Raw genomic sequence first — 21,771 nt, 5'->3', positions numbered from 1 at the left:
TACTGTGCCTTTCCAAGGCATAGTGCAGTTAATAGGCCTGTCAGGAGGAAGCTTGCAATGGCGATGAAAACACCTGCAACTACACCATAAATGAGTGTTAGTAATATTGTTGCAATAATTAGTAAACACGGTGATAAGAGGTTATAGGTTCTTATTGTGCTTCTAAGCAGTAAATTACTACCTAAAAGTAATATTATTGCGGCAATAAGGAGAAGTAAGTTCATACTGTTAACTCCCGTTCTAACTTTTTCGTTTTAGAGATATCTTGAATATTCACTTTACAAAAAGCGCCATATAACACGGTAACGCCGATTACAAAAAAGCTCATATCAACGACACTCACTAACAGGTTAGCTGCGCTAAAAGCGTGACTAGATGAAAGTATTAGATTAAGAGGTAAGATGGCCGAACATGCTACACCAATGACAATAAGCGTGATTTGTAAAAAACGCTGATAGTTTAACGGTAATAGAGCCAATAAAGACCATACTAACCAGCTATAAAAGAATAATGGAGCAAATACCTTGTTATGCAAGGTACTATCGACCAGGTTATTTAATAGTATTTGAGCAGGGAATAAAATAGCACACGCTAATACAAGGCCACCGCAAGTACCAATGATAACTCTGTTCCAGCGCTGATACGCTTGTTGACTGAGTGTGGGGTTATTGCCCCGGCTGCGTTTGGCAAGCCACATCATCATACCTGAGAGCGGTAACAACGCAGTGCTCAGCCCTAGCAATACCCAAACTAATTTAACAAACACGCCTGCAAAATTACCAAAATGAAGCGGAAACAATAACTCTAGTACTTTAATTGATGCCCCTGGTATATCGCCAAAACTGCTCATTGATTTTACAAATTCACCAGAGCCATGGTATTTCAACAATTGTGAAGCCACTTGCTCACCACCAATTAGTCGCATGTAGACTTCTGCATTTGCATCATTATGCGCCATTATAGTGAGATCAATTATCTTTGCTTTTGGGTAGCGTACTTGTGCATCTAGCAAAATAGCATTTATATCTGTGGCTTGAAATTGTTCGCTGATAATGGGTTCTGGAATGGCGGTGAACTTTTCAATCAATTTCTCTTGATCGCCGCCAAAGCTAACAAATGCCGCTGCGGGTAGCAAAATAACGGTAGCAAGCCCTAAAAAAGCACCTGTAAAACCAATGACTGCATGGAATAAGCTGCCCCAAATCCCCATAATTTTATGGCCATCGTTAATAATGACATCAAGCGGTTTTTTGCGCCTAAATGTGAATAGCTCCTTAAAAAATTGTCGATGTATAAATAAACCAGTCACTGTAGAAACAAGCAACGTTAACCCTAAGAATCCGGTTAAAATTAAGCCTATAGGCCTACTTAAATGTAGGTCTGCATGAAAATGCCCGATAAATGATGGGGCATCTGTTTTTCTGTGTTCGTAAAAGTAACTCGTTGCCCCATAGTATTCATTCACTAATTGATAATTACGCGGATCAAACTGATAAGCATAAGCAGCCGCTTCGCTGTAGTTTTCATCTCCATGGTGTGATTCAAACAATACGGTTAGTAAATGTGTATTGTGCCCCGTTGGTAAATACACATGAATATTTTCGCCAAACTCTTTCGGTACAGTTTTATGGTATGTATTTATTATATCTGTGATTTTTTCGCTTGGAAGTGTACTGAGTTGATGTAGCTCTGGATTTGCCCAAATCTTTAGTTCTGGGCGGCTTAACACTGCTAACGCACCAGTGAAGCAAACAATAAACAGCAAGATGGCAGTCACTATACCGACCCAGCTATGCATTAAGAAAAGTTTTTTCAAGCTGATTGATTTCATGACTGCCCCCCAGTCAATGCTAAGTAGCTCAGACCACCATGACTTATCAAAATAAATAACATCAATGCAAAAGGGTGCCACGCTTTTTCAGCCATATAGGCATAGATAAACAAGGCTGTCCAAATTAAAGGAAACAACATTATTGGAATAAGTATTTGTTCTTCAATCGCAAATGGAAGGTATGTTGTCATTCCTGGGATCATTACAATCGCAGTCAGCAAGGCAAGTAAACAAGCCATAAAATGGCGCCGCTTAGTTGCAGAGAAGGTGTGGTTTTTAGTCATTTTTATGCCCCTCAAAAAGGCGGCCTTAGCCGCCGCATTTTATTAAAAGTTTACTTCGAAACGAATACTCGCGGTTCTTGGTGAGCTTAATGTTTGATTGTTAAAACCAGCTGGTTCAAGTGCAACGTATTGTTCATCAAGTAGATTCTCGATTAGTGCATAAACGCCATAATTATCCCATTGATAACCAACTCGCGTATTTACTAACCAGTAGGCTTCATTTCGTGGATCAATAAAAATGCTGTCACTTGTTTCTTTGGGAATAGACAAGCGTTGTGAGCTTCCTGTATAGCTTGCATTGATATTTGCAACGAAACCTTGTTCGTTAAAGTAATCTAAGCCGACAAGTGCAGTCCACTCTGGTGCCCCAGCGAAAGGACGGCCTTGGTAATCTTCGTCTGAGCCATTGACGTCAGTAACAAACTCATCAATTTTGGTTTTTGAATAACCTAACCCACCATAAAAGTTAAGGTTATTTGTAAGTTCATAACTAATTTCTGTTTCAAAGCCTTGAACGTGTGATTTACCGACATTGCGAGTTTCTCTATCGTATTGATTACCTGATAGATAAACCGCAATTTGTTGGTCGGTCCAATCAAGGTAGAAAATATTGGCGTTGACTACTAACTTTTCATCTAACCAGACTGAGCGAAATGCAAGTTCATAATTCCATGTATACTCAGGATCAAAAGTAAATGGTGTCGCTTTTGCTACATTGGTGCCGACACCGCCTGAGCGATAGCCTTTTTGTACTGTGAAGCTTGTAGAAATATCTTGATTGAAGCGGTATGTTGCCCCTAACTTTGGTAGCCATGAGTCAAAATCAGCATCCTCTACAGGCTCATCCCCTGATGCGCCATCTGTCATTGCGAAAAGCTGCTGGTTAATACTGGCTACCAATTGGGCTAGCATAGGGTTGGTTGCGAAGTCTTCTGGGTTTGGCAGTACAGCTTGAGTTTGCTCTGTGATATAGATGTCTGCAATTGTACCGTTGGCTTGCTCTTCTTTGTCGTAACGAAGTCCGGCAAATATATCCCAGTTGTCGTTAACTTCATAAGTAAAATCAGCAAACAATGCTTTAGTTTTTACTTTTTGAATGTAATCAGAGTTTTGGCCAATAAAAACAGGATCTGCTGCGGCATAAAATTGCAGTACTTGATCAGCTAATGCTGCAGGTAAACCTAGACCACCGAATTCAGCCGGTGCAGTTAATAATGAACGCACACCTAAATCTGCAAATGTAATGCCTCGCTCACCACCACTACTATCAAAAACATCAAGATCTGAATAATAGAAGCCAATCAAACCAGAAAGTTTATCGCCATCATAAGTAAATCGTAGCTCTTGTGTTTTTGTTTCGTCTTTTCTTACATCTGTTAGAGTCGATTTTGGTGGATTCATACTCGCATCACCATCCCACTCATAACCATAGGCAGCGTCAGAGTAAGTAGTGATAGATGCAAATGACCATTGATCATTAAGATCGTAATCAAGGTTTAAAATGTATAAGTCAGTATCTGTCCATTCATAAGTCGGAGAATCTAAGTATACGTACCTGTCTTTGTAGATATCATTAATAGGGTAGTCTTGATGACCACTTTCAACCATAACCCAGTCGATACCTTTGTCATTTTCGCTGTGCATAAAACTAAATTGTGCTTCAAATTCAGGTAATGCAGAGGGGGTATAACGCAGCTTCGCACGATAAAATTCGTTGTTATCAAAGTCAGATTCTTTGCCTGTTGCAACATTAGTATTGTAGCCATCAATGTCACGTTTTTCACCGCTAACACGAAATGCTAACTCGTCTTCAATTAAGCTGCCACCAAAAGCAACAGCGGCCTCTTGTGTACCATACTCGCCAACCCCTAAGCGACCTTTAAAATCAAATTCATGCATAGCATCACGAGTTTTCATTACCACTGCGCCTGCTAAAGAATTACGCCCTTGCAAAGTTGATTGCGGACCTCGTAATATCTCAACTTGGCTAACATCCCATGTTGAGAAGCCGCCTTGTTGCATCATTCGATAAGGGACAGGGGCACCATCAATATAGACACTTGCTAGCCCACCAGAGCCGCCGCCAGTGACATTAAATGCATCGATTCCACGAATATTAAACCCAGCACCATCGGTGCCTGATGTATTAGGTGTTCGCGCTAATACATCGTAAAAATCATTTAAGTTTTCACGCTCTACTGTTTGACCCGTTATCACGGCAACACTTGCTGGTGTTTCTTGTAAGGTTCGGTCTATTTTTTGCCCTTTTACAACAATTTTTTCAATGTCAGCGTCATCAGCTAAAGCTGTTTGCGCACATAATGATAGGGTTAAAAAGCTCGCTATGGCTGCAGCTATCTTTGATTTTCTTACGATAAGCATTCTAGTTCCGTTATTTGCATGGTAATGAGAATGGTTTGCATTATACAAATAAGTTTCATTATTAACAATTTTAAATGGCTTGTAAGTTAAATTTAAACTTGTGGATTAAATAAAATGAAAAAGGCGCATTATGCGCCTTTAAATAAAGATAGGTGGAGAGTTTATTCGTCGTTTTGTTGGGTTGACATCGAACTGCCAACCGAAGCGGTAATCACTAATAAAATGGCCAGCCATTGCCATACACTTAAAAATTCAGAGAGAATTATAAAACCAGCCAATGCTGCGATCGCAGGCTCTAAACTCATCATGATGCTAAAGCCTTGTGCGGGCATATTGCGAAGTGCCACCATTTCTAACGTATAGGGTAGCGCGCTAGACATAATAGCCACTAAAATACCAAGTGGTAATACTTCCCAACTCAATAATGCAGCGCCTTGCGAAACGGCGCCGTAAGGCACAAGCACAATCGCGGCGACGCTCATCCCCATGGCTACAGTCATCCCGCCAGAGCCTTGGTTTCCAGTTTTTTTGCCAAACAATATATAAAACGCCCAACATGCACCTGCTGCAAGGGCTAAGATCACGCCCACAGGATCGAGGCTGTCTTCGCCTTTCATGTCAGGTAGCAATAAAATAATGCCAACAATGGCGCAGGCTACCCAAAACAGATCGCGCTTTTTACGAGATGAAAGTAGGGCAACAGCAAGGGGGCCAGTAAACTCCAGAGCAACACCAATGCCTAAAGGAATGCGCTCAATCGCGTAATAGAACAGGATATTCATGCCACCTAAACTCAGTCCATAAACGATGATCGGCATGCGTTGCCCTATCGGCGGAAAAGCTCGCCAAGGCTTAAAAACCAGGCACAAAATAGCAGCTGAAAAACCTAATCGAAGTGCTGTGGTACCTTCAGGGCCTATTAAAGGGAATAATTGCTTTGCAACAGAGGCACCAGATTGAATGGTAACCATTGCAAGAAGCACGCAAATAACAGCAATAAAAAACGGTGGAATGGTGCGCTGCATCACTGTCCTTATGAAAGTTAATAGTTCAAGTTTGCGGCGATTCTACTGATGTTTTGAGGGAGAAGAAATGTTTTTCGTTAAACGGACACAGATTTTCGATAAAGCAAAATTATGGGTATCAAATTGCTTTGATACCCATAAAGAGAGTGCTTAACTTTGTCCTGCTTGTTCAAAGGTCGGCATGATGGTTTGCGTGGCCTGTTTTTGCTGCTGGCGTTTTGCCACTTTAAAGAAAGTAGCCGCAAAAATAGCAGCGACAATATCAACTAAATAGCTTGAGTAAAATAGTGAATTGGTGTCGCTGGCAAGTTTTACTAGCGTAGATAACACCATTAATGCACACAGACTTGCGAGTAAATAAAACCCAACCGTGGTTGCCTTTTGCACAGGTTTTAAGAAGCTATATATTACAAAAACAAAAAAGGCTGCATAGTAACTGTATAGGGTAGCGTAGTTTGTGTTGCTAACAAATGCAGGTAGCCATTTGGCAGCGACGAGTGTAAAAGCAACGGCAATCATAGACCCTAAACAAACGCCAATGGTGAGTTTTGCCATAAACAAGGTACTGCGTTTATTAGGATTTTTTTTGAAGCGTTTGTCTATCCACAATAAATTACCTGAATAGAATAAGAAGGCGCCAAGTAATCCCATAATGAAGTAACCCCAACGACCCCAGTCTCCTCCATAGGTGCCAAAATGAAGTGAGAAAATACTGGCAACCATGTTACCCCACACTGCATCTTCGCCTTGCGGGTAGCTTGAGTTAACCACTTCTAGTGTGTACGGGTTCATGAATAGGTAATCAGTATCTGGTCCACGCACTACCGCATTATTGTTACTCATCATAAACACCGCAGAAGGTGATGCTGAATTTAAATTACTATAGTGAATATGGATTGGCTCATAGCCGGGGGCATAGTTTTTCGCTGCGAGTACTTGCTCATCAATGCGTGGCAAGTTTTCAATATGAAAACTTTGCGCCGCAGGCGTAGGGCGCTGAAATAGCGGCTTACCATCATAAAATTGTGCTAAACCACCATAAATAAAATCATGAAATGCAAATACCACCACGGTAAAAGCAATGACTAAATGAAATGGTAAACTGGCTATACCGACAAGGTTATGGCTATCAAGCCAAAATCGACTAGGCCCTTTTTCTTTTCGCAGTGCAAAAAAAGTTTTAACTAATGTCGGCAGTAAAATTATCACCCCAGAGACTAAAGCTAAAAAGTACAAAACACAGGCAATACCAAGAATATACACCCCTGATTGGTCATGGCCAATTTCGCCTATGAAGCCTGCTGTACGGTGTAAATAGTCTACTAAATCAGCAAGTTCATTTTCGGTTTGTACGCTGACGTTTAAACTGCCATTAACATTTAAGTGGGCGAAGTTGAGTTGTTTATCAAGCTCCATGCCTCGGGCATTGCCTTTGATATACCACGAAAGAGGTGCATTTGGGGTATGTAAATCGAGGTTAAAACCTTTGGCCAGTTGCTCACTATGTTCATTAATTGCCGTATCTACCAGCGTTTGGTAGTCATAATTAGAGCTGGTGACTTTAGGAGCTTGAATGGGGGCAGCCCATTGCTGGATTTCGTGTTTGAACATGGTCAAGCTGCCAGCATAAAAACCTATGAATAGCACTAAACCTGCAATGATGCCTGTCCATGTGTGTACTCCTTGATAGGTGCGAAGAATATCCGATCTGACTTTCATAATGCGTTCCTTAGCATAAAAAATACGCCATAAAGCAGCACAGTTAACCCACCAAGTACAAGCCAAGCTTGCTTTGCTGAGTTGAACAAATAACTAAAACTAAAAATGGTTAGCCAAACTGGCGTGATCATCCACATGTTAAATTGCACTTTATCGCGAGCATCAATGCCTCCAGGGCCATACCAAGCAAAAAAAGCAACGAAAATAAATGAAAGTGCTAACCCTAAAATTGCACCTGCTAGCGTTTTCCCTAACCAAGTTGGTTGGCGTTTAGCTGAACTTGTCATGAGTTATCCTTTTCTTCGCAGCAGGCTCGCAAAAGGGAGCAGCATCAACATTAGCATCACACTAAAGATGATGTAGAACACGGCTGCTGTGACTGAGAATTGTTGAAGGGCAAGTATTGATGCGCAAATAGTTAACGCAATTGAAAGTAATCGCCATTGTTTTTTAATTGGTTTTTTTAAGAATCGCTGCTGTTTTCTGGTGCAATATAAAATACTGACAGCGAAAATGATAAGCAGAGTAACAGTAAAAATGAGCATGAGATTATAGTTGTAGTAAATGTTAAACCTTATTGTAAATGATAACTAAACTCAATTGCAATAATATTAAGCTTGTGTTAATTTCCTAGCGTTTTTTATCAAACGCAATTTGTTTAATTCTAATAATCTCTTACGGGGAAAGGACATTGGCTACAGCATTTAAACTTAATTCACTCACCAAAGTTATGCTTGCATCATTACTTGTTACGCAAGGCTCAGCGTGGGCCGACGATGATCAAAACAGTCGAAAATCAATGGATACCATTGTTGTTACAGGTGAAAAAACTGAGAAGTCACTTAAAGAGACGATGTCGTCAGTGGCGGTTGTTGATAAGTCGCTATTAGAAAACGGCCAACTTGCATCTATATCTGAAGCGCTGTCAGAAATGGCGAACGTTGTTGTGTTAACGGGCTCGGTGCCAGATATGCGAGGTGTGTCTGGTAATGGTGGCGCAACGGGCTTTAACTCATTTAGTGGTGGTTCAAAGGCTCGTGTCTCAACCTTGATTGATGGTGTAAGCCAGCCGTTTGTAGCTGATTTAACTGGTGATACGGGTCTGTGGGATGTAGAACAAATTGAGGTTTACCGAGGGCCGCAATCAACCAGCAATGGTCGTAATAGTATTGCGGGTGCTGTCTACATGACAACTAAAGCGCCAACTCAAGATTTTGAAGGCGCTGTGCGCGTCGGTTATCGCAACCAAGATAGCTACCTAGACACTGCCGCAGTGGTATCAGGAGCGTTAGTTGAAGATGTATTAGCATTTCGTTTATCAACTCAGTACGTTGATGGCGAAACATTTTCAAATCCGCCGGTATACGAAACAAACCCAACTGATCGTGAGTTAAACAAGTTAAATACCAGTAGCACACGCGCTAAATTACTTTACACACCAAGCCAAGATTTATCAGTACAGCTAACATATTCAACTTATAGTGAAGAGGGTAACTCGGGTCGTAAGTACTTTTTAGCGGATGAGCCATTTGATTATGAGCCACTATATCAACGTATTATGGATACTGAATCTGACACCACGCAAGTGAATGTTGATTACAAAATTAACGATGATTTTTCGTTAGATGTTTTAGTTGCTTATATGGATTACAAATGGGGCTTTGAAGCATACGAGCCACTTGAAAGCGCAGAATCTGATGTATCAATGGATGAGAGTAACATCACTGTCGATACCAAATTGAACTTTGGTTTAAGCAATGATTTTTACTCTGGTTTTGTGGGTCTTGCCTATTTTGATCGCGACCAAGACTTTGAAAGTGTAGGTGCAACCAACTATTACGGTGACGATAGCAGTAAATCGACGGCAATTTATGGTGAAACAAGCTTTAACTTAAGTCGTGATTTCACATTAACAGCGGGTCTGCGCATTGAGCGTGAAGAACAATTACGTAATTTTAATATGGCATTTCGCGGTGATATGCTGGTTGAACAACTTGATAACTCTCACACACTGCGTTTACCAAAGCTCGCGATTCAATATGACATTAGCGACGAAACGACTTTATTTGCTAGTGCTCGTCGTGGTTACAATGCAGGGGGCGGTGCCCTTGATTTTACCGCAGAAGATTATTACTACTACGATGAAGAAACGGTTAATACCTATGAAATTGGCTCACGCAGCGTTTTAAATAATGGCGATATTAATATTAGTGCCAACGTGTTTTACAATAACTTCAACGGTTATCAAGCGCTAAGCTCTGAGCGTAAAATCACTAATATCGAAGATGCTCATAGCTATGGTTTAGAAGTTGAAGCTTACAGCATGCTGGGCGAACAGTGGCAATTACATGGCGGTTTTGGTTTATTGAAAACTAAAATAGATGAATCAATTGCGTTCCCAGAAGCCGTTGGCAATGAACTAAATTCTGCGCCGGAGTTAACCGCGAGTTTGGGTGTATCTCACTGGTTTACTGATAGTTTAAAAGTAAATTTAAGTGCTAATTATGTTGATGAGTTTTATGGCGATTTAACGAACACTGAAGAGCGCGTTGCAGGTGATTACACCATTACGCGTTTATCGATGAGCTACGATACCGAACAGTGGCTGATCAGTGCTTTCATCAACAACGCCTTAGATGAAGAGGCGTATACTGCAAAAGAGCCTGCTAGTGGCCGTTACCCACAAGGCTACGTTGCAGTTGTAAACCCACAAACAATCGGTGCATCTGTTACTTACCGATTTTAAATAAACTAATCGCTAGTCGCTGAGCAGAACCAGCGACTAGCCCAATTTAAAGCGGTTAATCTGCCCGTTTAAGTTATTTGCTAAGTTAGCCAATTTGCTTGAAGAATCTGAAATACTTTGTGTTTGTTGCTGCGACTGACGACTTGTATCTTGGACTTCGTTTAAACGCTGGGCTATTTCTTCGGTCACTTGAGATTGCTGCTCAGATGCAGAAGCTATGGTCATATTGGCATCAGAAATCGCTTTTGCTTGAAGGCTAATTTCATCAAGCATATGGCCTACTTTTTCTGAATTGAGCACCGCCTCTTTAATTTGCGCATCGCTTGAACGGATCCTTTGCGTTACTGCATTGGTTGCAGATTGTAATGAGTCAATTTTATCTTGGATCTCAAGGGTTGAGCTCTGTGTGCGGCTAGCCAATGTTCTTACTTCATCAGCAACCACTGCAAACCCTCTGCCTTGTTCACCCGCTCTTGCGGCTTCGATTGCAGCATTCAGTGCTAGTAAATTAGTTTGTTCGGCAATGTTACTTATTACACTTAAAATAGCAGTGACTTCATTTACTGAGGCTTCCAGCTGATTAAGATCTGTTAGCGATTTGGTTAAGGTGCCGGCCACTGACTCAACAGAGCTTACCCCTTGTTGGACAACCTGTAGGCCTTCTTTGGTTTTTTGATTAGCAGCGGTGGCACTGCTTGCCGCTTCTGCACAGTTTTGAGAAACCTCTTTTACGGCCGTTGAGTTTTCATAGACTGAGCTTGAAATTACCTCAATAGCTTGGCTTTGAATATCATTAAGTGTTTTAGCTTGCTGTGATATTTCATCTAAACTTTTCGCTGCCACTTGTGCTTGCTCTGATTGATTATGTATTGCTTTTAGAAGCTGGGAGAGCTTATCAACCATAATGTTGAAGCTGACCGCAAGTTGGCCTATTTCATCATCAGCTTTATGGTCAATATAGCGAGAGAGATCTCCTTCAGAGATACGCCTGGCCTCATTAATTAAAGCATGAGTTGCTTTAATCACTTTTTTCTCTAATTGCCAATAACACACTATCAAGGTAGCAATGATGGTTAGAACTAAAGCGGTGCTAACTAGGCTTAAAGTTACCACACGGTCATGATTATTTTTTACCTCTGCTGCACTTTTTTCCTCAATTGAATTTAAAAAGGCCTTTACAGGCTGCTGAATTTTCTCAACTTCGGCCATGTAAGCATCGTTGGTTAAAAGCGTAATAGCTTGCACCCATCTTTTATGCTCGCTGACGGTTAAGTTGTTAGTATCTCGACCAAGTAAATCACTTACTAAGCTAAATGCTTTTTCTTCTGTTTCGACTAGTTTGAGTGATAAATCGTTGGATTTTTGTAATAAAGCCAAATCATCGGTAGCGACATTAAAGGTTTTTAAGCGCTGCACATAGTTTTTTTTCTGACCATTGAGCCAAGTTGCTTTTCCTTGAATTTGGTCAACAAGATGATGGTATTCAACTTCATAGCGAGGATCTAAGGTTACGACATGTTGACGAGCAAGCTCAGTAAGGCGAATCGAATTTGAAGATGAAAACTGAGCAAGATGGCTTAGCTCATAACGCTGTTGAGCCGACTCCATACTCTCATCTTGGCCTGATTGTAAAAATAAAATAATGAAGAGAAGTCCGGCTGCAAGGGTAATGGTTGCTGCGAAAACGGTTCTGAGTAAAAAGCGTATAGTCAAAGTATTACCCTTCATATTGAAAGTAAGTACTATTAACCATAGTACAAAAATTTTGTTTCAATAAAAATTACGGGTAAGTTATTTAGAGGTGGTCATTTAAGCTTATGTTGAAAATGAAAAGGGCAGAGTCAACCACCCTTGAGTAATGCATTTATTGGTCTGCTGGATACACAACGCCAAGCTGATTTCGTGCTTCATCAAGTACAGCCATAACTTGTTTTGACAGTGTATGAGTATTAACAGATGACTCAATTTGTCCTGCATTCGCAGCTTGAATAAAGTGGCTGACCTCATGGCGCATAAAGTGATCATCAAATGGCTCAGACAGTTCTTCAACCGTGCCATCGTTACCAATAAATTGCATGCGCTTTAATAATGACACCGCTTCAATACGTATTCGGCCTTTCTCACCTTGAATTTCAGTAAAATTATCGCCTTGCGAGATTTTCGAATAGCTGATCACCGCTTGCTTATCAGCGTAATTTAAAAGCACATCGCCAGCGCCATCAACACCAGTTTCAAGCAACACACCACTGGCTTTTACACTCTGAGGCGCGCCCCATAATGCGAGTAAAATATACAGCGGATAAATACCTAAATCGACTAATGCACCGTTAGCAAATTCTGGCAAGAAGGTATTTGGGCGTTCGCCGTTTTTATATTTATCGTAACGCGATGAGTACTGACTATATTGGCCAATATATTTGCGGGGTGTGCCAATCTTTGCCATGGCACTTTTTAAGCGTGCAAAGTTTGGTAAATGGGTAGTCATCATCGCTTCCATGTATAAGCGTTGATGCGTTTTGGCCGCCTGAACGATGGCCTCAAGCTCTTTGCTATTAGCAGCCGAAGGCTTTTCACCTAAAACATGTTTACCAGCTTTTAAACACATTACAGCATAGTCTTTATGTAAGCTATTTGGTGCAGCAATGTAGACGGCATCGACTAATGGGTCTTCGCATACTTGCTCAATATTGGTAAACACTTTAGCGTTTTGAGCATCGTGCTTTATAAGGAAAGCCTCGCCTGTTTGCTGCTCTCGAGAGCACACACCATATAAGGAGAAATGTTCAATTTCTTTAGCTGCACTCAGTAGTGTATCGCTTATAAAATTGGTACCTACAATCACAAAGTTCATGGTTACTCCTCGCTGTTTTGTACAAGCCATGCTTGCCAATTCTGTTCAAATTTTTCCATTTGTTTATGTTTTTTGCTTAACAAATGTTTGTCTTCATCTTCTTGGGCCATATAAGGGCCAACGCGGCATAATGCACAGTATTTTTCACCTAAATAAGCAGGAAAACTAAGCTTAGGGGTAATTTCATTGTTAGTTTTTTCGCTAAATACATAGGTAATGCCGCTAGTATCTTTAACGTGTTTATCGCGATCAACATTGCGAATTTTATAGCCCGGGAACACGCTAATATCGAATGGCATTTGGCCAAGGTATTGGCAATTAAGCCCTTGATTTAAGCTGCCCTCAATATTCCATTCGCGGTAAGGTTTTACATCTTTAGAGGTGATGTAACATAACATCGGGCCGTTTTTATCTAATGCAAACTGGCTAGCGTAGTCTAGGTAGCGATGCAACAAAGCACGGTTTAATACATTCATACCCCCTTGTTGGGTGTGTGCTTTAAATGCGGCTTCACCTTTAAATGCAGGTATCAGCGGAAATTGAAAAATAACCACATCGAAACAAGCGCCATCTAAGCGCTGCCATGAGTCTGGCCTTGTTACATCAAACTCAGTGAGTGTTTCAATATTAAGTTGTTGCAAGGCGCTAAGTGCATTGTCGGCATATTTTTGTTCTATGGTGTTTGCATCATCATAAGTTGAAGCAACAAGCTTGGCTGGTTTTATATAACGAGCAACAGAGTGTGAAAATGATAAATCACCATCGCCTACCGTTAATATGCGCCAACTAGGGTCTAAATACATGGGGTTATTTGCCTTGTTCTGGCGCTATTTCAACTGAAATTTTAGGGCAAAGGGCTAAGCGAGTTTTAAGGCCTTCTATGGCTATTTGCTTAAAAATTAGATTGAAACTAATTAAAACAGCAATAACGATATGAATAGGGCCATGGGTAAAACCTGCTTCTGTATCAAAAAGCATTAAGCCGAATAACAAGAACATGGTAGCTAAAAATATTTCAATCAGCTGATTTGAGTATAGCTTTAAGTTGCCTTGGTTTTTATGATCTTTTTTGATGTGAATTGCACAAAAAAATGGGATCACTTTTATTTTAAAGTGAGCGTTTTTTTCTACGTAATTTTCACCTAAGTGATCTAGTTTAGCGCGCAGTTGATCTATCATAGCAAGTCCTTAAAAAACTGAGCCGCGGATGTTACCGCAAACGCAAGAAAAGGGCTACTCAGGATAGATATTCATGCCAATTACAAATATGTGGCATACAAACACAACCGAGGTTAAAACGAATCGCATTTTTTGATAATCAACGTGATAGGTTTGCCACTGCGGTGTGCTTTTCTCAAACAACAGCACTAACCAAAAGCTCGCAGCAAGCCAAGCCAGTATCCAGCTTGACGGTAAAAAGCTTAAAAAGCCAATCGGTAAGATAGGAATAATTGCTTTGATGGCATCAGCATGCGTTTGCTGGCCTGCATGCCATAAATTGCCAGCCATAAAGGCTAAAATGGCGATGCTATAAAAAGTGAAAAAGTCTAAGTTAACGGCATTACTACCTGCTATAAGCGGCCAGCCTACACAGCCTAAAAAAGGCAGTAAACCTAAGTAACCAAGTTGAATGTGATTAATAAACTTTTCCATAATGACCTTTAAACTACCTAACTGGTATAAAATAACTCGTAGTTATTTTATACCAGTTAGGCGGCTAAAACGATCGCTTTATTGCTGACGTAACTCTCGACGTAGAATTTTGCCAACCGTCGATTTAGGCAATTGTTCCATAAAAATGATTGATTTAGGCACCTTATAAGCACTTAAGTTTTCGCGGCAGTAGTCACTCACTTGTTGTTCATCAACCTGCTCTTTTAAAGTAATGTAGGCACACACACGCTCACCGGTTTTTTCATCTTTTGCACCAATAACAGCCGCTTCGCAGATAGCCGGATGCTGACAAAGTATGTTTTCAACTTCGTTAGGATACACGTTAAAACCAGAGACAATAATCATGTCTTTTAATCGGTCTACAATTTTGTAATTACCACTTGGTAGCTTCAGACCCACATCACCGGTTTTGAAAAAACCACGTTTCATGCATTTACCGGTTTCATCTTGGCGTTGCCAGTAGCCCATCATTACTTGCGGGCCTTTAACAACTATCTCGCCAGACTCACCGTCTGCAACGGGCTCGTCGTTTTCATCCCAAATTTCCACGGTGGTGTTTGATAGTGGGCGACCAATGCTGCCTATTTCTTCATTTTGAAAATCGTTTAATGTCACAACAGGCGAGGTTTCTGATAAGCCATAGCCTTCTGTGATTGTACAACCTGTGGTGCTCATCCACGCATCAGCTGCAGCATGCGTTAAAGCTGCTCCTCCTGACACGGTCATTTTTAGGTTTGAAAAATTTAGAGCTTTAAACCTTGGGTGCATACACAGACCAATAAACAAGGTGTTAATCCCTGAAAAGTAATTAATATCAAAAGGTTCGATTTGTTTAACTAAGGCATCTAAATCACGAGGGTTTGGAATAAGTACATTAAATTGCCCCATGGCAAATAAGCTAACCATGTTCACCGTAAAGGCATATATATGATAAAGCGGAAGCGGGCAAATACCGGTTTCTTGACCAGGCGTTAAAATGTTGTCAAAGCGCTCATTCATTTGCTCGGCATTGGCTAAGATGTTGCCATGACTAAGCATCGCTGCTTTGGCAACTCCTGTGGTACCACCGGTGTATTGTAAAACAGCAATATCGTCACGACTTGCTTGATGAGCGTCAAGAGGGGCAAGTCTTTCACCTTGGCGAATGAGTTCGTTTAACGAAAATTGATTCTCTTGTAATGCTGGCTCAGCTAAAGCGGCTGCAACAATAACGGTTTTAATGGATGTATCATTAATAATTGTTGCTAATTTTTCGCTAAGGGCATCAAGAATAACAATGGCTTTTACCTCTGCATCATTAAACTGGTGTAGCATTTCACGGGCAGTATAAAGCGGGTTGGTATTGACTACGATTAATCCTGCACGAAATGCTGCATAAGTTACGATAGGGTAATCAACAATATTAGATAGTTGAATAGCAATTCTGTCTCCTGCAACAAGACCACTTTGCTGTTGAAACCACTGGGCTAAATAGCGAGATTGTTGTTCTACTTGAGAAAAAGTGAATGTTCTTCCCACACTTGTGTAGGCAGGAAAGTCAGCATAAGTCTTACAACTATGCTCAATTAATTGCGTGAGGTTATCATGTGTGTTCATGGTTATTCCTTAGCTTGTTTGACTAATGAATATATACAATTTGTTAACGTGAAACTTAGCTTTAAACGACTTGTTTTTGACTTTTTACGCCATTAATGGGAATGAAACTTGCGGTAATCTCTAGGTGGAATACCATACCAACGTTTAAAAGATCGAGTAAATTCGCTGTAATTAGAAAAGCTCAAGATATCTGATATGTTTGATAAAGTGAGGCTAGATTCAATTAAATATTGATGTGCCAAATGACAGCGTACATCATCGACTAATTCACGAAACGTTGTGCCATGCTTTGTTAAGTGGCGCTGTAAGCTACGGGTACTCATCGATAACTTTTCGGCTACAAGGTTTACCCCAAACTCCTCGTGTAGTAAGTACTGCTTGATCATCACTTCAACATGATCTGAGATATTTTCACGTTTGGTGTTTTGAATCAGCCCAAGCTGTTGGCTGAGTATAGAAAACAACTGCTTATCTGAGTTCTTAATAGCGAGTTTAAGGTATTTTTTTTCAAACACGACTGCTGTGTGTGCACAATTAAACACAGGAACTTGACCTAATGCTTGGCGATAAACACTCGGATTTTCATTACAACTATGGGGAAGTTCCAAACGGTGCAGTTTTATTTGATCATCGGTTAGTTTCTTTAATAAATTAACCCCAACACTTAGGGCTAGATCAGCGCCATGATAGACACTCACTTTTAAGCTACTACGAACTAAAAATGATAGTTTTACATAGTTTTGGTCTACTTCAAGGAGTAAATCAGCGCTATTTTGATGAATGTGATAATACTTAGTTAAATTTTTAAGTGCCAATTCAAGGGTGTCGCAATTACCCACCAAATAACCAACAGAGCCCAAAATGTTCAAGCTTTGCCAACGCCCTAATTCTAACCCAAAATAGGGCAGGTTTAGTTCTTTCGCCGTGGTCTCTAACAGTTGAATGAGTTGCTGATACTGCACAAAGCTATTGGCATCTTGTAGTTGTTTTCTGTCTAAACCAACGTGTGATAAAAGTATATCAGGGTTCACCAATTTGCTTTCGATCAGCTCAATATAGCCATGTAGAGCAGATACTCTAATTAGATCAGGTGCTTGTGTTAATCGGGGCATAGTATGCTCTTTTTTGTGCTCTGGCGTAAAAAGTAAAAAAAATTGCGTACAAAGTAAAGTAATACAGGTCAGTAAAGTTTAACAATGTATTAACGTAAACAATACGCTGATTTACTAACACGCATTAAAGAGGGCACACACATGGCATTACCAGATATTATTAATCATCAAGATTTTTTACTCACTATTCATACCAATGATGAAAAGCTAATTAAAAACGCTTTACCAGGCGTGCACATTTATCCACTCATGCTGGATTCTGAGAATGGGGTATGGGTTTTACGCGTTTTATTTGAACCGGGTACAGTTTTGCCAAAGCACTTTCACACTGGTGTTGTGCATTTATATACCATGGCGGGCAGCTGGCACTACACTGAGTACCCTGACGATTTACAAGTAGCGGGTAGCTATTTATTTGAACCAGGCGGTTCGATTCATCAATTTCAAGTCCCAGCAGACAACACTGAAGTGACCGATACCTTTATGATAGTAATGGGAGCCAATATTAACTTTGACCCAGATGGCAACTATATGAACATTATGGATGCAGGTTGGATTGAACAAGTTATGTTAGCAGCTGCAAAAGAGCAAGGAATTGAGCCTAACTACATAAAACCAAAGAGTTTATACGGTTTTAGTAAGTAATTTTATTCCCTGAAATGAAGGCCCTTGATTGCGTAAGTTATTGAGGGCTTTGTAGTTTTTGCTATTTCCAATCTTTCAATCTAAAAAATAAATCAATTTAATCTAAACAATCAATTTTATTTTAATCGCTCAGGCCTCTATTGTATTAATCAAGCAGACGCAAGGCTGCGTTAATTAAACTTTTTAAATACATCAATGAGGAATATTATGAGCACTTCATTAATTAACACAAAACTACAACCATTCAATGCAACAGCTTACCACAACGGTGACTTTGTAGAACTAACAGAAAAAGACGTGCTAGGTAAGTGGTCAATCTTCTTCTTCTACCCAGCTGACTTTACTTTCGTATGTCCTACAGAGCTTGGTGATGTTGCTGATTACTACGAGCAGCTTCAAGAAATGGGTGTTGAGGTTTACTCAGTATCAACTGACACGCACTTCACTCACAAAGCATGGCACGATACGTCTGACACAATTGGTAAAATCAAATTCCCAATGATTGGTGACCCTACAGGTCGTATTACTCGTAACTTCGGTGTGATGATTGAAGACGAAGGTCTTGCTCTTCGCGGTACATTCGTAATGAACCCTGAAGGCGAAATCAAAGTAATCGAAACTCACGACTTAGGTATCGGCCGTAGCGCGAAAGAGTTAGTACGTAAAGTACAAGCTGCACAGTACATTGCTAACCACGACGGTGAAGTATGTCCTGCATCATGGCAGCCAGGTGAAGAGACACTTGCTCCTTCACTAGACCTAGTTGGCAAAATCTAATTTGTCACAGCATTAAACGATAGCAAAGCTTTGCTTTGCTATCTCAATGCAACCTTAATTGCCCTTCACAACTCATATTAAGCACATTAGCGGGTGATGGGCAGTTATCCCTAAAATTTTTCTAGATTATTGATTCTGAACTCAAGGGCTAAGCCATGTTAGATACGAATATCAAAAACCAATTAACAAGCCACTTTGCTTCTATTACCAGCCCTGTTGAGCTGCTTATCGCCTTGGATGACAGCAATAAATCAACAGAACTTAAAAACTTAGCGAACGATTTAGCATCGTTAAGCGACAAATTCTCGGTGCGAGATAACCCTAACCAAGACGTACGTCGTCCGTCTATGGTGGTATCTTCACCTATTAACAATACGCAAATCACATTTGCGGGTGTGCCTATGGGCCACGAATTCACAAGCTTGATCCTTGCACTTCTTCACACTGGAGGTCATCCAAGCAAGGCATCAGAGACTGAAATTGAACAAATTAAATCATTGCCTGGGCCACTCAACTTTGAAGTATATATTTCATTAAGTTGTCAAACATGTCCGCAAGTAGTGCAAGCACTTAACTTGATGGCGGCACACAATGAAAATATTACGGCGACTATGATTGATGGCGCCTTGTTCCAAGACGAAGTGAACGAGCGTAATGTGTTAGCAGTACCAGCTGTGTACTTAAATGGAGAGTTATTCAGCCAAGGCGCTGTTAACCTGACCGACATTCTAAATAAAGTAGATACCAAAGCGGCTGCACGCCAAGCCGAAGCACTGAACGATAAAGAGTTATTCGATGTACTTGTTGTTGGTGGTGGTCCGGCAGGGGCTTCTGCGGCAATTTATTCGGCGCGTAAAGGCTTAAATACCGGTGTTGTGGCAGAGCGTTTTGGTGGTCAGGTTTCAGACACGTTAGCAATTGAAAACTTTATCTCAGTAAAAGCGACCGAAGGTCCTAAATTAGTTGCTCAACTTGAAGAACACGTAAAAGAATACGACGTAGATGTGATGCAAAACCAACGTGCGGCATCGCTTACTAAACAAGGTAATTACCAAATCACGCTAGAAAATGGCGCGGTGTTAAATGCTAAGTCAGTGGTATTAGCAACTGGTGCACGCTGGCGTGAAATGAATGTACCCGGTGAAAAAGAGTATCGCGGTCATGGCGTTGCTTACTGCCCTCACTGCGATGGCCCGTTATTTAAAGGTAAAGCGGTTGCGGTTATCGGTGGTGGTAACTCAGGTATTGAAGCGGCAATCGACCTTGCAAACATTGTTGAGCATGTCACTGTGCTCGAATTTGCTGATACCTTACGTGCTGACGAAGTACTTATTCGCAAAGCAAATAGCTTAAACAACATTACGATTATCAAAAACGCGCAAACAACAGAAGTTGTAGGTGATGGTAAACGAGTAACAGGCTTAAGCTATATTGACCGTATCTCTGGCGATGAAAAATCACTTGAGCTTGCAGGTATCTTTGTGCAAATCGGCTTGGTGCCAAACACTGAATGGTTAAAAGATTCAGAACTAGTACTGACTCGCTTTGGCGAAATCGAAATAGACAGCAAAGGTGCAACATCATTACCGGGTGTTTACGCGGCAGGTGATGCAACAACAACGCCGTTTAAGCAAATCATTATTGCCATGGGCAGTGGTGCAACGGCAAGTTTAGGTGCATTTGATTACTTAATTCGCCACAGCGATGAGATTCAAAACACCGAAGATGCAGCTTAATTAGCGACTCTTGATTAGGCAGCTCACACCCATAGCTGCCGCTTTAAAGCCGCCCTCTCCAAAGGCGGCTTTGTTTTATTCATCGAGCTACTGATACTGTGCTGCAGTTATAAATTCCTCAAAACTTTCACACCAAATAATCACAGTATTGTAATCTCTGACATCAATACCTTGTGGCACAACTAATTTAAAGCCGTTGAACGAACGCACCCCTGCAACACGCTGCATGGTGCCTTTTTGTGCTAAAAAATCGGCTTCGTTATCAATAAAGTTTCGCGATAGATAAAGTTGATAGTCAGGCCCTGGTGATAACGTGCCTTGCATAGAAATAGCATCATTCGTTAGATAAACCATACCATCACCATAATGAAGGCGATCTGAGCCTTTAAGATCAGGTTTAAACTCTGCACTAAACAGAGCTCTCGTTTGATGTTGTTCAAGAGTCTTGATTTCAGGGGCTGGTTGCTCAGTTAAAATTGGCAAACTGTATATCCCAGCCATAAAGCCCGCAGCAAAAATAGCCAATGCTATGATGAAAATTAACAGTGCTTTTAGCATTATTATTCCCTATTTTTTAAGTTTATGATGTGGCGTTGACTTAAAGAAAATTGCTTTTCAACATCACCAAAGTGTTGTAAATAAAGCTGCTCAAGTTCACCCGATTGCTGTATCTTTTGCATGCCTTGTTCTAGCAAATCCCTAATATTTTGATTTTCTTTACTTAAGTAAAAGTAATAGTCATTGGGGTATTGCAACATAATGTCTGGCGCAATGACAAAGTTTGTTTGTTGTAGTCGCTGAAGTTCTACACCTATTGCTAATGCAGAACGAGGAAAGTAATCTGCTAGACCACTTTCAAGTGCTTTGACCATTCCTGCGTAATCAAGCTCTCCATTTACAGATAAACCATTTGCTTTTAGCACATCATAATCTGACCAGCTTTGTTGCTGCACTGCAAGTAGCGGTCTTAATTGTTCCAAGTTTTTGATAGCTTTAAATTTTAGTTGCTCTTTTTTATGAATAATTAGTAGCCGTTTACCGTGTAAGCCTTTATAAATAGGAATAGTTGTTTTTACTAAGGTATTACTTAACTGAGAAGGTAATGACAGCCAGGCGAGAGTTATGGCTTTGTTGTGGCTAAGTTGCTCTACTATTCGTTTATCATTCATTGGTTGCGAATCATATCGGATGATAATATCAGCATTTACCGCGGCAAAGCTTTTCGTAAGTATTTTATGAATGTATTGCTGTTTGACTGCATCAGTATAAATAGGTTTAGCAAGTTGGATTACAATTTGACTTTGCGCGATTGCGTAAGAACAATGTAAAGCTAAAAATAATAAAAACAGGCGCCAAATTGTAGTCATTTATTAGGATCTCTGTGTGCAAAGTA

19 protein-coding genes are annotated in these 21,771 nt (G+C 40.6%); 4 read left to right on the top strand and 15 right to left on the bottom strand.

Going from position 1 to position 21,771, the window contains the following annotated elements:
• Positions 1 to 220: 220 nt before the first annotated feature.
• From AOG27_RS15795 to AOG27_RS15770, 6 genes are all read right to left on the bottom strand, one after another.
• Positions 221 to 1,831, bottom strand: a complete 1,611-nt coding sequence (locus AOG27_RS15795; RefSeq protein WP_054553972.1) for a PepSY-associated TM helix domain-containing protein — start codon at positions 1,829 to 1,831, stop codon at positions 221 to 223.
• The gene (locus AOG27_RS15790; RefSeq protein WP_054553971.1) at positions 1,828 to 2,115 is read right to left on the bottom strand and encodes a hypothetical protein; all 288 of its coding nucleotides are present in this window, start codon (positions 2,113 to 2,115) and stop codon (positions 1,828 to 1,830) included. The genes AOG27_RS15795 and AOG27_RS15790 overlap by 4 nt, the downstream gene beginning before the upstream one ends.
• A 42-nt stretch (positions 2,116 to 2,157) precedes the next feature.
• Positions 2,158 to 4,497, bottom strand: coding sequence for a TonB-dependent receptor (locus AOG27_RS15785; RefSeq protein WP_054553970.1), 2,340 nt, complete (start codon positions 4,495 to 4,497; stop codon positions 2,158 to 2,160).
• Positions 4,498 to 4,658: 161 nt separating this feature from the next.
• On the bottom strand, positions 4,659 to 5,522 hold the full coding sequence (locus tag AOG27_RS15780; protein WP_054553969.1) for an EamA family transporter: 864 nt from the start codon (positions 5,520 to 5,522) through the stop codon (positions 4,659 to 4,661).
• Positions 5,523 to 5,672: 150 nt separating this feature from the next.
• Complete coding sequence (locus AOG27_RS15775; protein WP_054553968.1) at positions 5,673 to 7,241, bottom strand: PepSY-associated TM helix domain-containing protein; 1,569 nt, start codon at positions 7,239 to 7,241, stop codon at positions 5,673 to 5,675.
• A complete protein-coding gene (locus AOG27_RS15770; RefSeq protein WP_054553967.1) occupies positions 7,238 to 7,528 on the bottom strand; it encodes a hypothetical protein in 291 nt (96 codons plus the stop codon). The genes AOG27_RS15775 and AOG27_RS15770 overlap by 4 nt, the downstream gene beginning before the upstream one ends.
• Before the next feature lie 443 nt (positions 7,529 to 7,971).
• Between AOG27_RS15770 and AOG27_RS15765 the strand changes: the two genes are divergently transcribed.
• On the top strand, positions 7,972 to 9,987 hold the full coding sequence (locus AOG27_RS15765; protein WP_054554083.1) for a TonB-dependent receptor: 2,016 nt from the start codon (positions 7,972 to 7,974) through the stop codon (positions 9,985 to 9,987).
• Positions 9,988 to 10,023: 36 nt separating this feature from the next.
• Here AOG27_RS15765 and AOG27_RS15760 read toward each other — a convergent pair whose 3' ends face one another.
• The 7 genes from AOG27_RS15760 to AOG27_RS15730 form a co-directional block, all read right to left on the bottom strand.
• Complete coding sequence (locus AOG27_RS15760; protein ID WP_054553966.1) at positions 10,024 to 11,700, bottom strand: methyl-accepting chemotaxis protein; 1,677 nt, start codon at positions 11,698 to 11,700, stop codon at positions 10,024 to 10,026.
• 151 nt (positions 11,701 to 11,851) lie between these two features.
• On the bottom strand, positions 11,852 to 12,838 hold the full coding sequence (locus tag AOG27_RS15755) for a Gfo/Idh/MocA family protein (protein WP_054553965.1): 987 nt from the start codon (positions 12,836 to 12,838) through the stop codon (positions 11,852 to 11,854).
• A gap of 2 nt (positions 12,839 to 12,840) precedes the next feature.
• Positions 12,841 to 13,641, bottom strand: a complete 801-nt coding sequence (locus tag AOG27_RS15750) for a class I SAM-dependent methyltransferase (protein ID WP_054553964.1) — start codon at positions 13,639 to 13,641, stop codon at positions 12,841 to 12,843.
• A gap of 4 nt (positions 13,642 to 13,645) precedes the next feature.
• Entirely contained in the window at positions 13,646 to 14,017 is a 372-nt protein-coding gene (locus AOG27_RS15745) for a hypothetical protein (RefSeq protein WP_054553963.1), read from the bottom strand.
• Positions 14,018 to 14,071: 54 nt separating this feature from the next.
• On the bottom strand, positions 14,072 to 14,491 hold the full coding sequence (locus tag AOG27_RS15740; RefSeq protein WP_054553962.1) for a DUF3429 domain-containing protein: 420 nt from the start codon (positions 14,489 to 14,491) through the stop codon (positions 14,072 to 14,074).
• Between the two features lie 78 nt (positions 14,492 to 14,569).
• Positions 14,570 to 16,108 carry an AMP-binding protein gene (locus AOG27_RS15735; protein WP_054553961.1) on the bottom strand — a complete coding sequence of 513 codons (1,539 nt, stop codon included), beginning with the start codon at positions 16,106 to 16,108 and terminating at the stop codon, positions 14,570 to 14,572.
• 92 nt (positions 16,109 to 16,200) lie between these two features.
• Positions 16,201 to 17,220, bottom strand: coding sequence for an AraC family transcriptional regulator (locus AOG27_RS15730; protein WP_054553960.1), 1,020 nt, complete (start codon positions 17,218 to 17,220; stop codon positions 16,201 to 16,203).
• Positions 17,221 to 17,361: 141 nt separating this feature from the next.
• On the opposite strand from AOG27_RS15730, the gene AOG27_RS15725 reads away from it, so the two are divergent.
• The 3 genes from AOG27_RS15725 to ahpF all read left to right on the top strand — a co-directional run bounded on the left by AOG27_RS15725 (position 17,362) and on the right by ahpF (position 20,378).
• Positions 17,362 to 17,865 carry a 2,4'-dihydroxyacetophenone dioxygenase family protein gene (locus AOG27_RS15725; protein ID WP_054553959.1) on the top strand — a complete coding sequence of 168 codons (504 nt, stop codon included), beginning with the start codon at positions 17,362 to 17,364 and terminating at the stop codon, positions 17,863 to 17,865.
• 207 nt (positions 17,866 to 18,072) lie between these two features.
• Positions 18,073 to 18,642 (top strand): alkyl hydroperoxide reductase subunit C, encoded by a 570-nt coding sequence (gene ahpC, locus AOG27_RS15720; protein WP_054553958.1) that lies wholly within the window; start codon positions 18,073 to 18,075, stop codon positions 18,640 to 18,642.
• A gap of 155 nt (positions 18,643 to 18,797) precedes the next feature.
• Positions 18,798 to 20,378 carry an alkyl hydroperoxide reductase subunit F gene (ahpF, locus tag AOG27_RS15715; RefSeq protein WP_054553957.1) on the top strand — a complete coding sequence of 527 codons (1,581 nt, stop codon included), beginning with the start codon at positions 18,798 to 18,800 and terminating at the stop codon, positions 20,376 to 20,378.
• Between the two features lie 87 nt (positions 20,379 to 20,465).
• Here the strand turns inward: ahpF and AOG27_RS15710 are convergent, their stop codons facing one another.
• A complete protein-coding gene (locus AOG27_RS15710) occupies positions 20,466 to 20,936 on the bottom strand; it encodes a DM13 domain-containing protein (RefSeq protein ID WP_054553956.1) in 471 nt (156 codons plus the stop codon).
• A 2-nt stretch (positions 20,937 to 20,938) separates the two neighbouring features.
• Positions 20,939 to 21,745: a substrate-binding periplasmic protein gene (locus AOG27_RS15705; protein WP_054553955.1), complete on the bottom strand. Its 807-nt coding sequence runs from the start codon at positions 21,743 to 21,745 to the stop codon at positions 20,939 to 20,941.
• Positions 21,746 to 21,771 lie beyond the last annotated feature (26 nt).

The sequence above is a fragment of the Pseudoalteromonas lipolytica genome, assembly GCF_001306915.1.
GTDB lineage: Bacteria > Pseudomonadota > Gammaproteobacteria > Enterobacterales > Alteromonadaceae > Pseudoalteromonas > Pseudoalteromonas simplex.
The sequence above is the reverse complement of the archived record's forward strand: the minus strand, read 5'-3'. Positions and strand labels throughout refer to the sequence as shown.

Bases quoted from the DNA above. Each gene is read 5' to 3' on its own strand.
- ahpF (WP_054553957.1), top strand. From the start codon at position 18,798: ATGTTAGATACGAATATCAAAAACCAATTAACAAGCCACTTTGCTTCT.
- AOG27_RS15725 (WP_054553959.1), top strand. From the start codon at position 17,362: ATGGCATTACCAGATATTATTAATCATCAAGATTTTTTACTCACTATT.
- AOG27_RS15755 (WP_054553965.1), bottom strand. From the start codon at position 12,838: ATGAACTTTGTGATTGTAGGTACCAATTTTATAAGCGATACACTACTG.
- AOG27_RS15710 (WP_054553956.1), bottom strand. From the start codon at position 20,936: ATGCTAAAAGCACTGTTAATTTTCATCATAGCATTGGCTATTTTTGCT.
- AOG27_RS15705 (WP_054553955.1), bottom strand. From the start codon at position 21,745: ATGACTACAATTTGGCGCCTGTTTTTATTATTTTTAGCTTTACATTGT.
- AOG27_RS15795 (WP_054553972.1), bottom strand. From the start codon at position 1,831: ATGAAATCAATCAGCTTGAAAAAACTTTTCTTAATGCATAGCTGGGTC.
- AOG27_RS15735 (WP_054553961.1), bottom strand. From the start codon at position 16,108: ATGAACACACATGATAACCTCACGCAATTAATTGAGCATAGTTGTAAG.
- ahpC (WP_054553958.1), top strand. From the start codon at position 18,073: ATGAGCACTTCATTAATTAACACAAAACTACAACCATTCAATGCAACA.
- AOG27_RS15745 (WP_054553963.1), bottom strand. From the start codon at position 14,017: ATGATAGATCAACTGCGCGCTAAACTAGATCACTTAGGTGAAAATTAC.
- AOG27_RS15770 (WP_054553967.1), bottom strand. From the start codon at position 7,528: ATGACAAGTTCAGCTAAACGCCAACCAACTTGGTTAGGGAAAACGCTA.
- AOG27_RS15730 (WP_054553960.1), bottom strand. From the start codon at position 17,220: ATGCCCCGATTAACACAAGCACCTGATCTAATTAGAGTATCTGCTCTA.
- AOG27_RS15740 (WP_054553962.1), bottom strand. From the start codon at position 14,491: ATGGAAAAGTTTATTAATCACATTCAACTTGGTTACTTAGGTTTACTG.
- AOG27_RS15750 (WP_054553964.1), bottom strand. From the start codon at position 13,641: ATGTATTTAGACCCTAGTTGGCGCATATTAACGGTAGGCGATGGTGAT.
- AOG27_RS15790 (WP_054553971.1), bottom strand. From the start codon at position 2,115: ATGACTAAAAACCACACCTTCTCTGCAACTAAGCGGCGCCATTTTATG.
- AOG27_RS15775 (WP_054553968.1), bottom strand. From the start codon at position 7,241: ATGAAAGTCAGATCGGATATTCTTCGCACCTATCAAGGAGTACACACA.
- AOG27_RS15780 (WP_054553969.1), bottom strand. From the start codon at position 5,522: ATGCAGCGCACCATTCCACCGTTTTTTATTGCTGTTATTTGCGTGCTT.
- AOG27_RS15765 (WP_054554083.1), top strand. From the start codon at position 7,972: ATGCTTGCATCATTACTTGTTACGCAAGGCTCAGCGTGGGCCGACGAT.
- AOG27_RS15785 (WP_054553970.1), bottom strand. From the start codon at position 4,497: ATGCTTATCGTAAGAAAATCAAAGATAGCTGCAGCCATAGCGAGCTTT.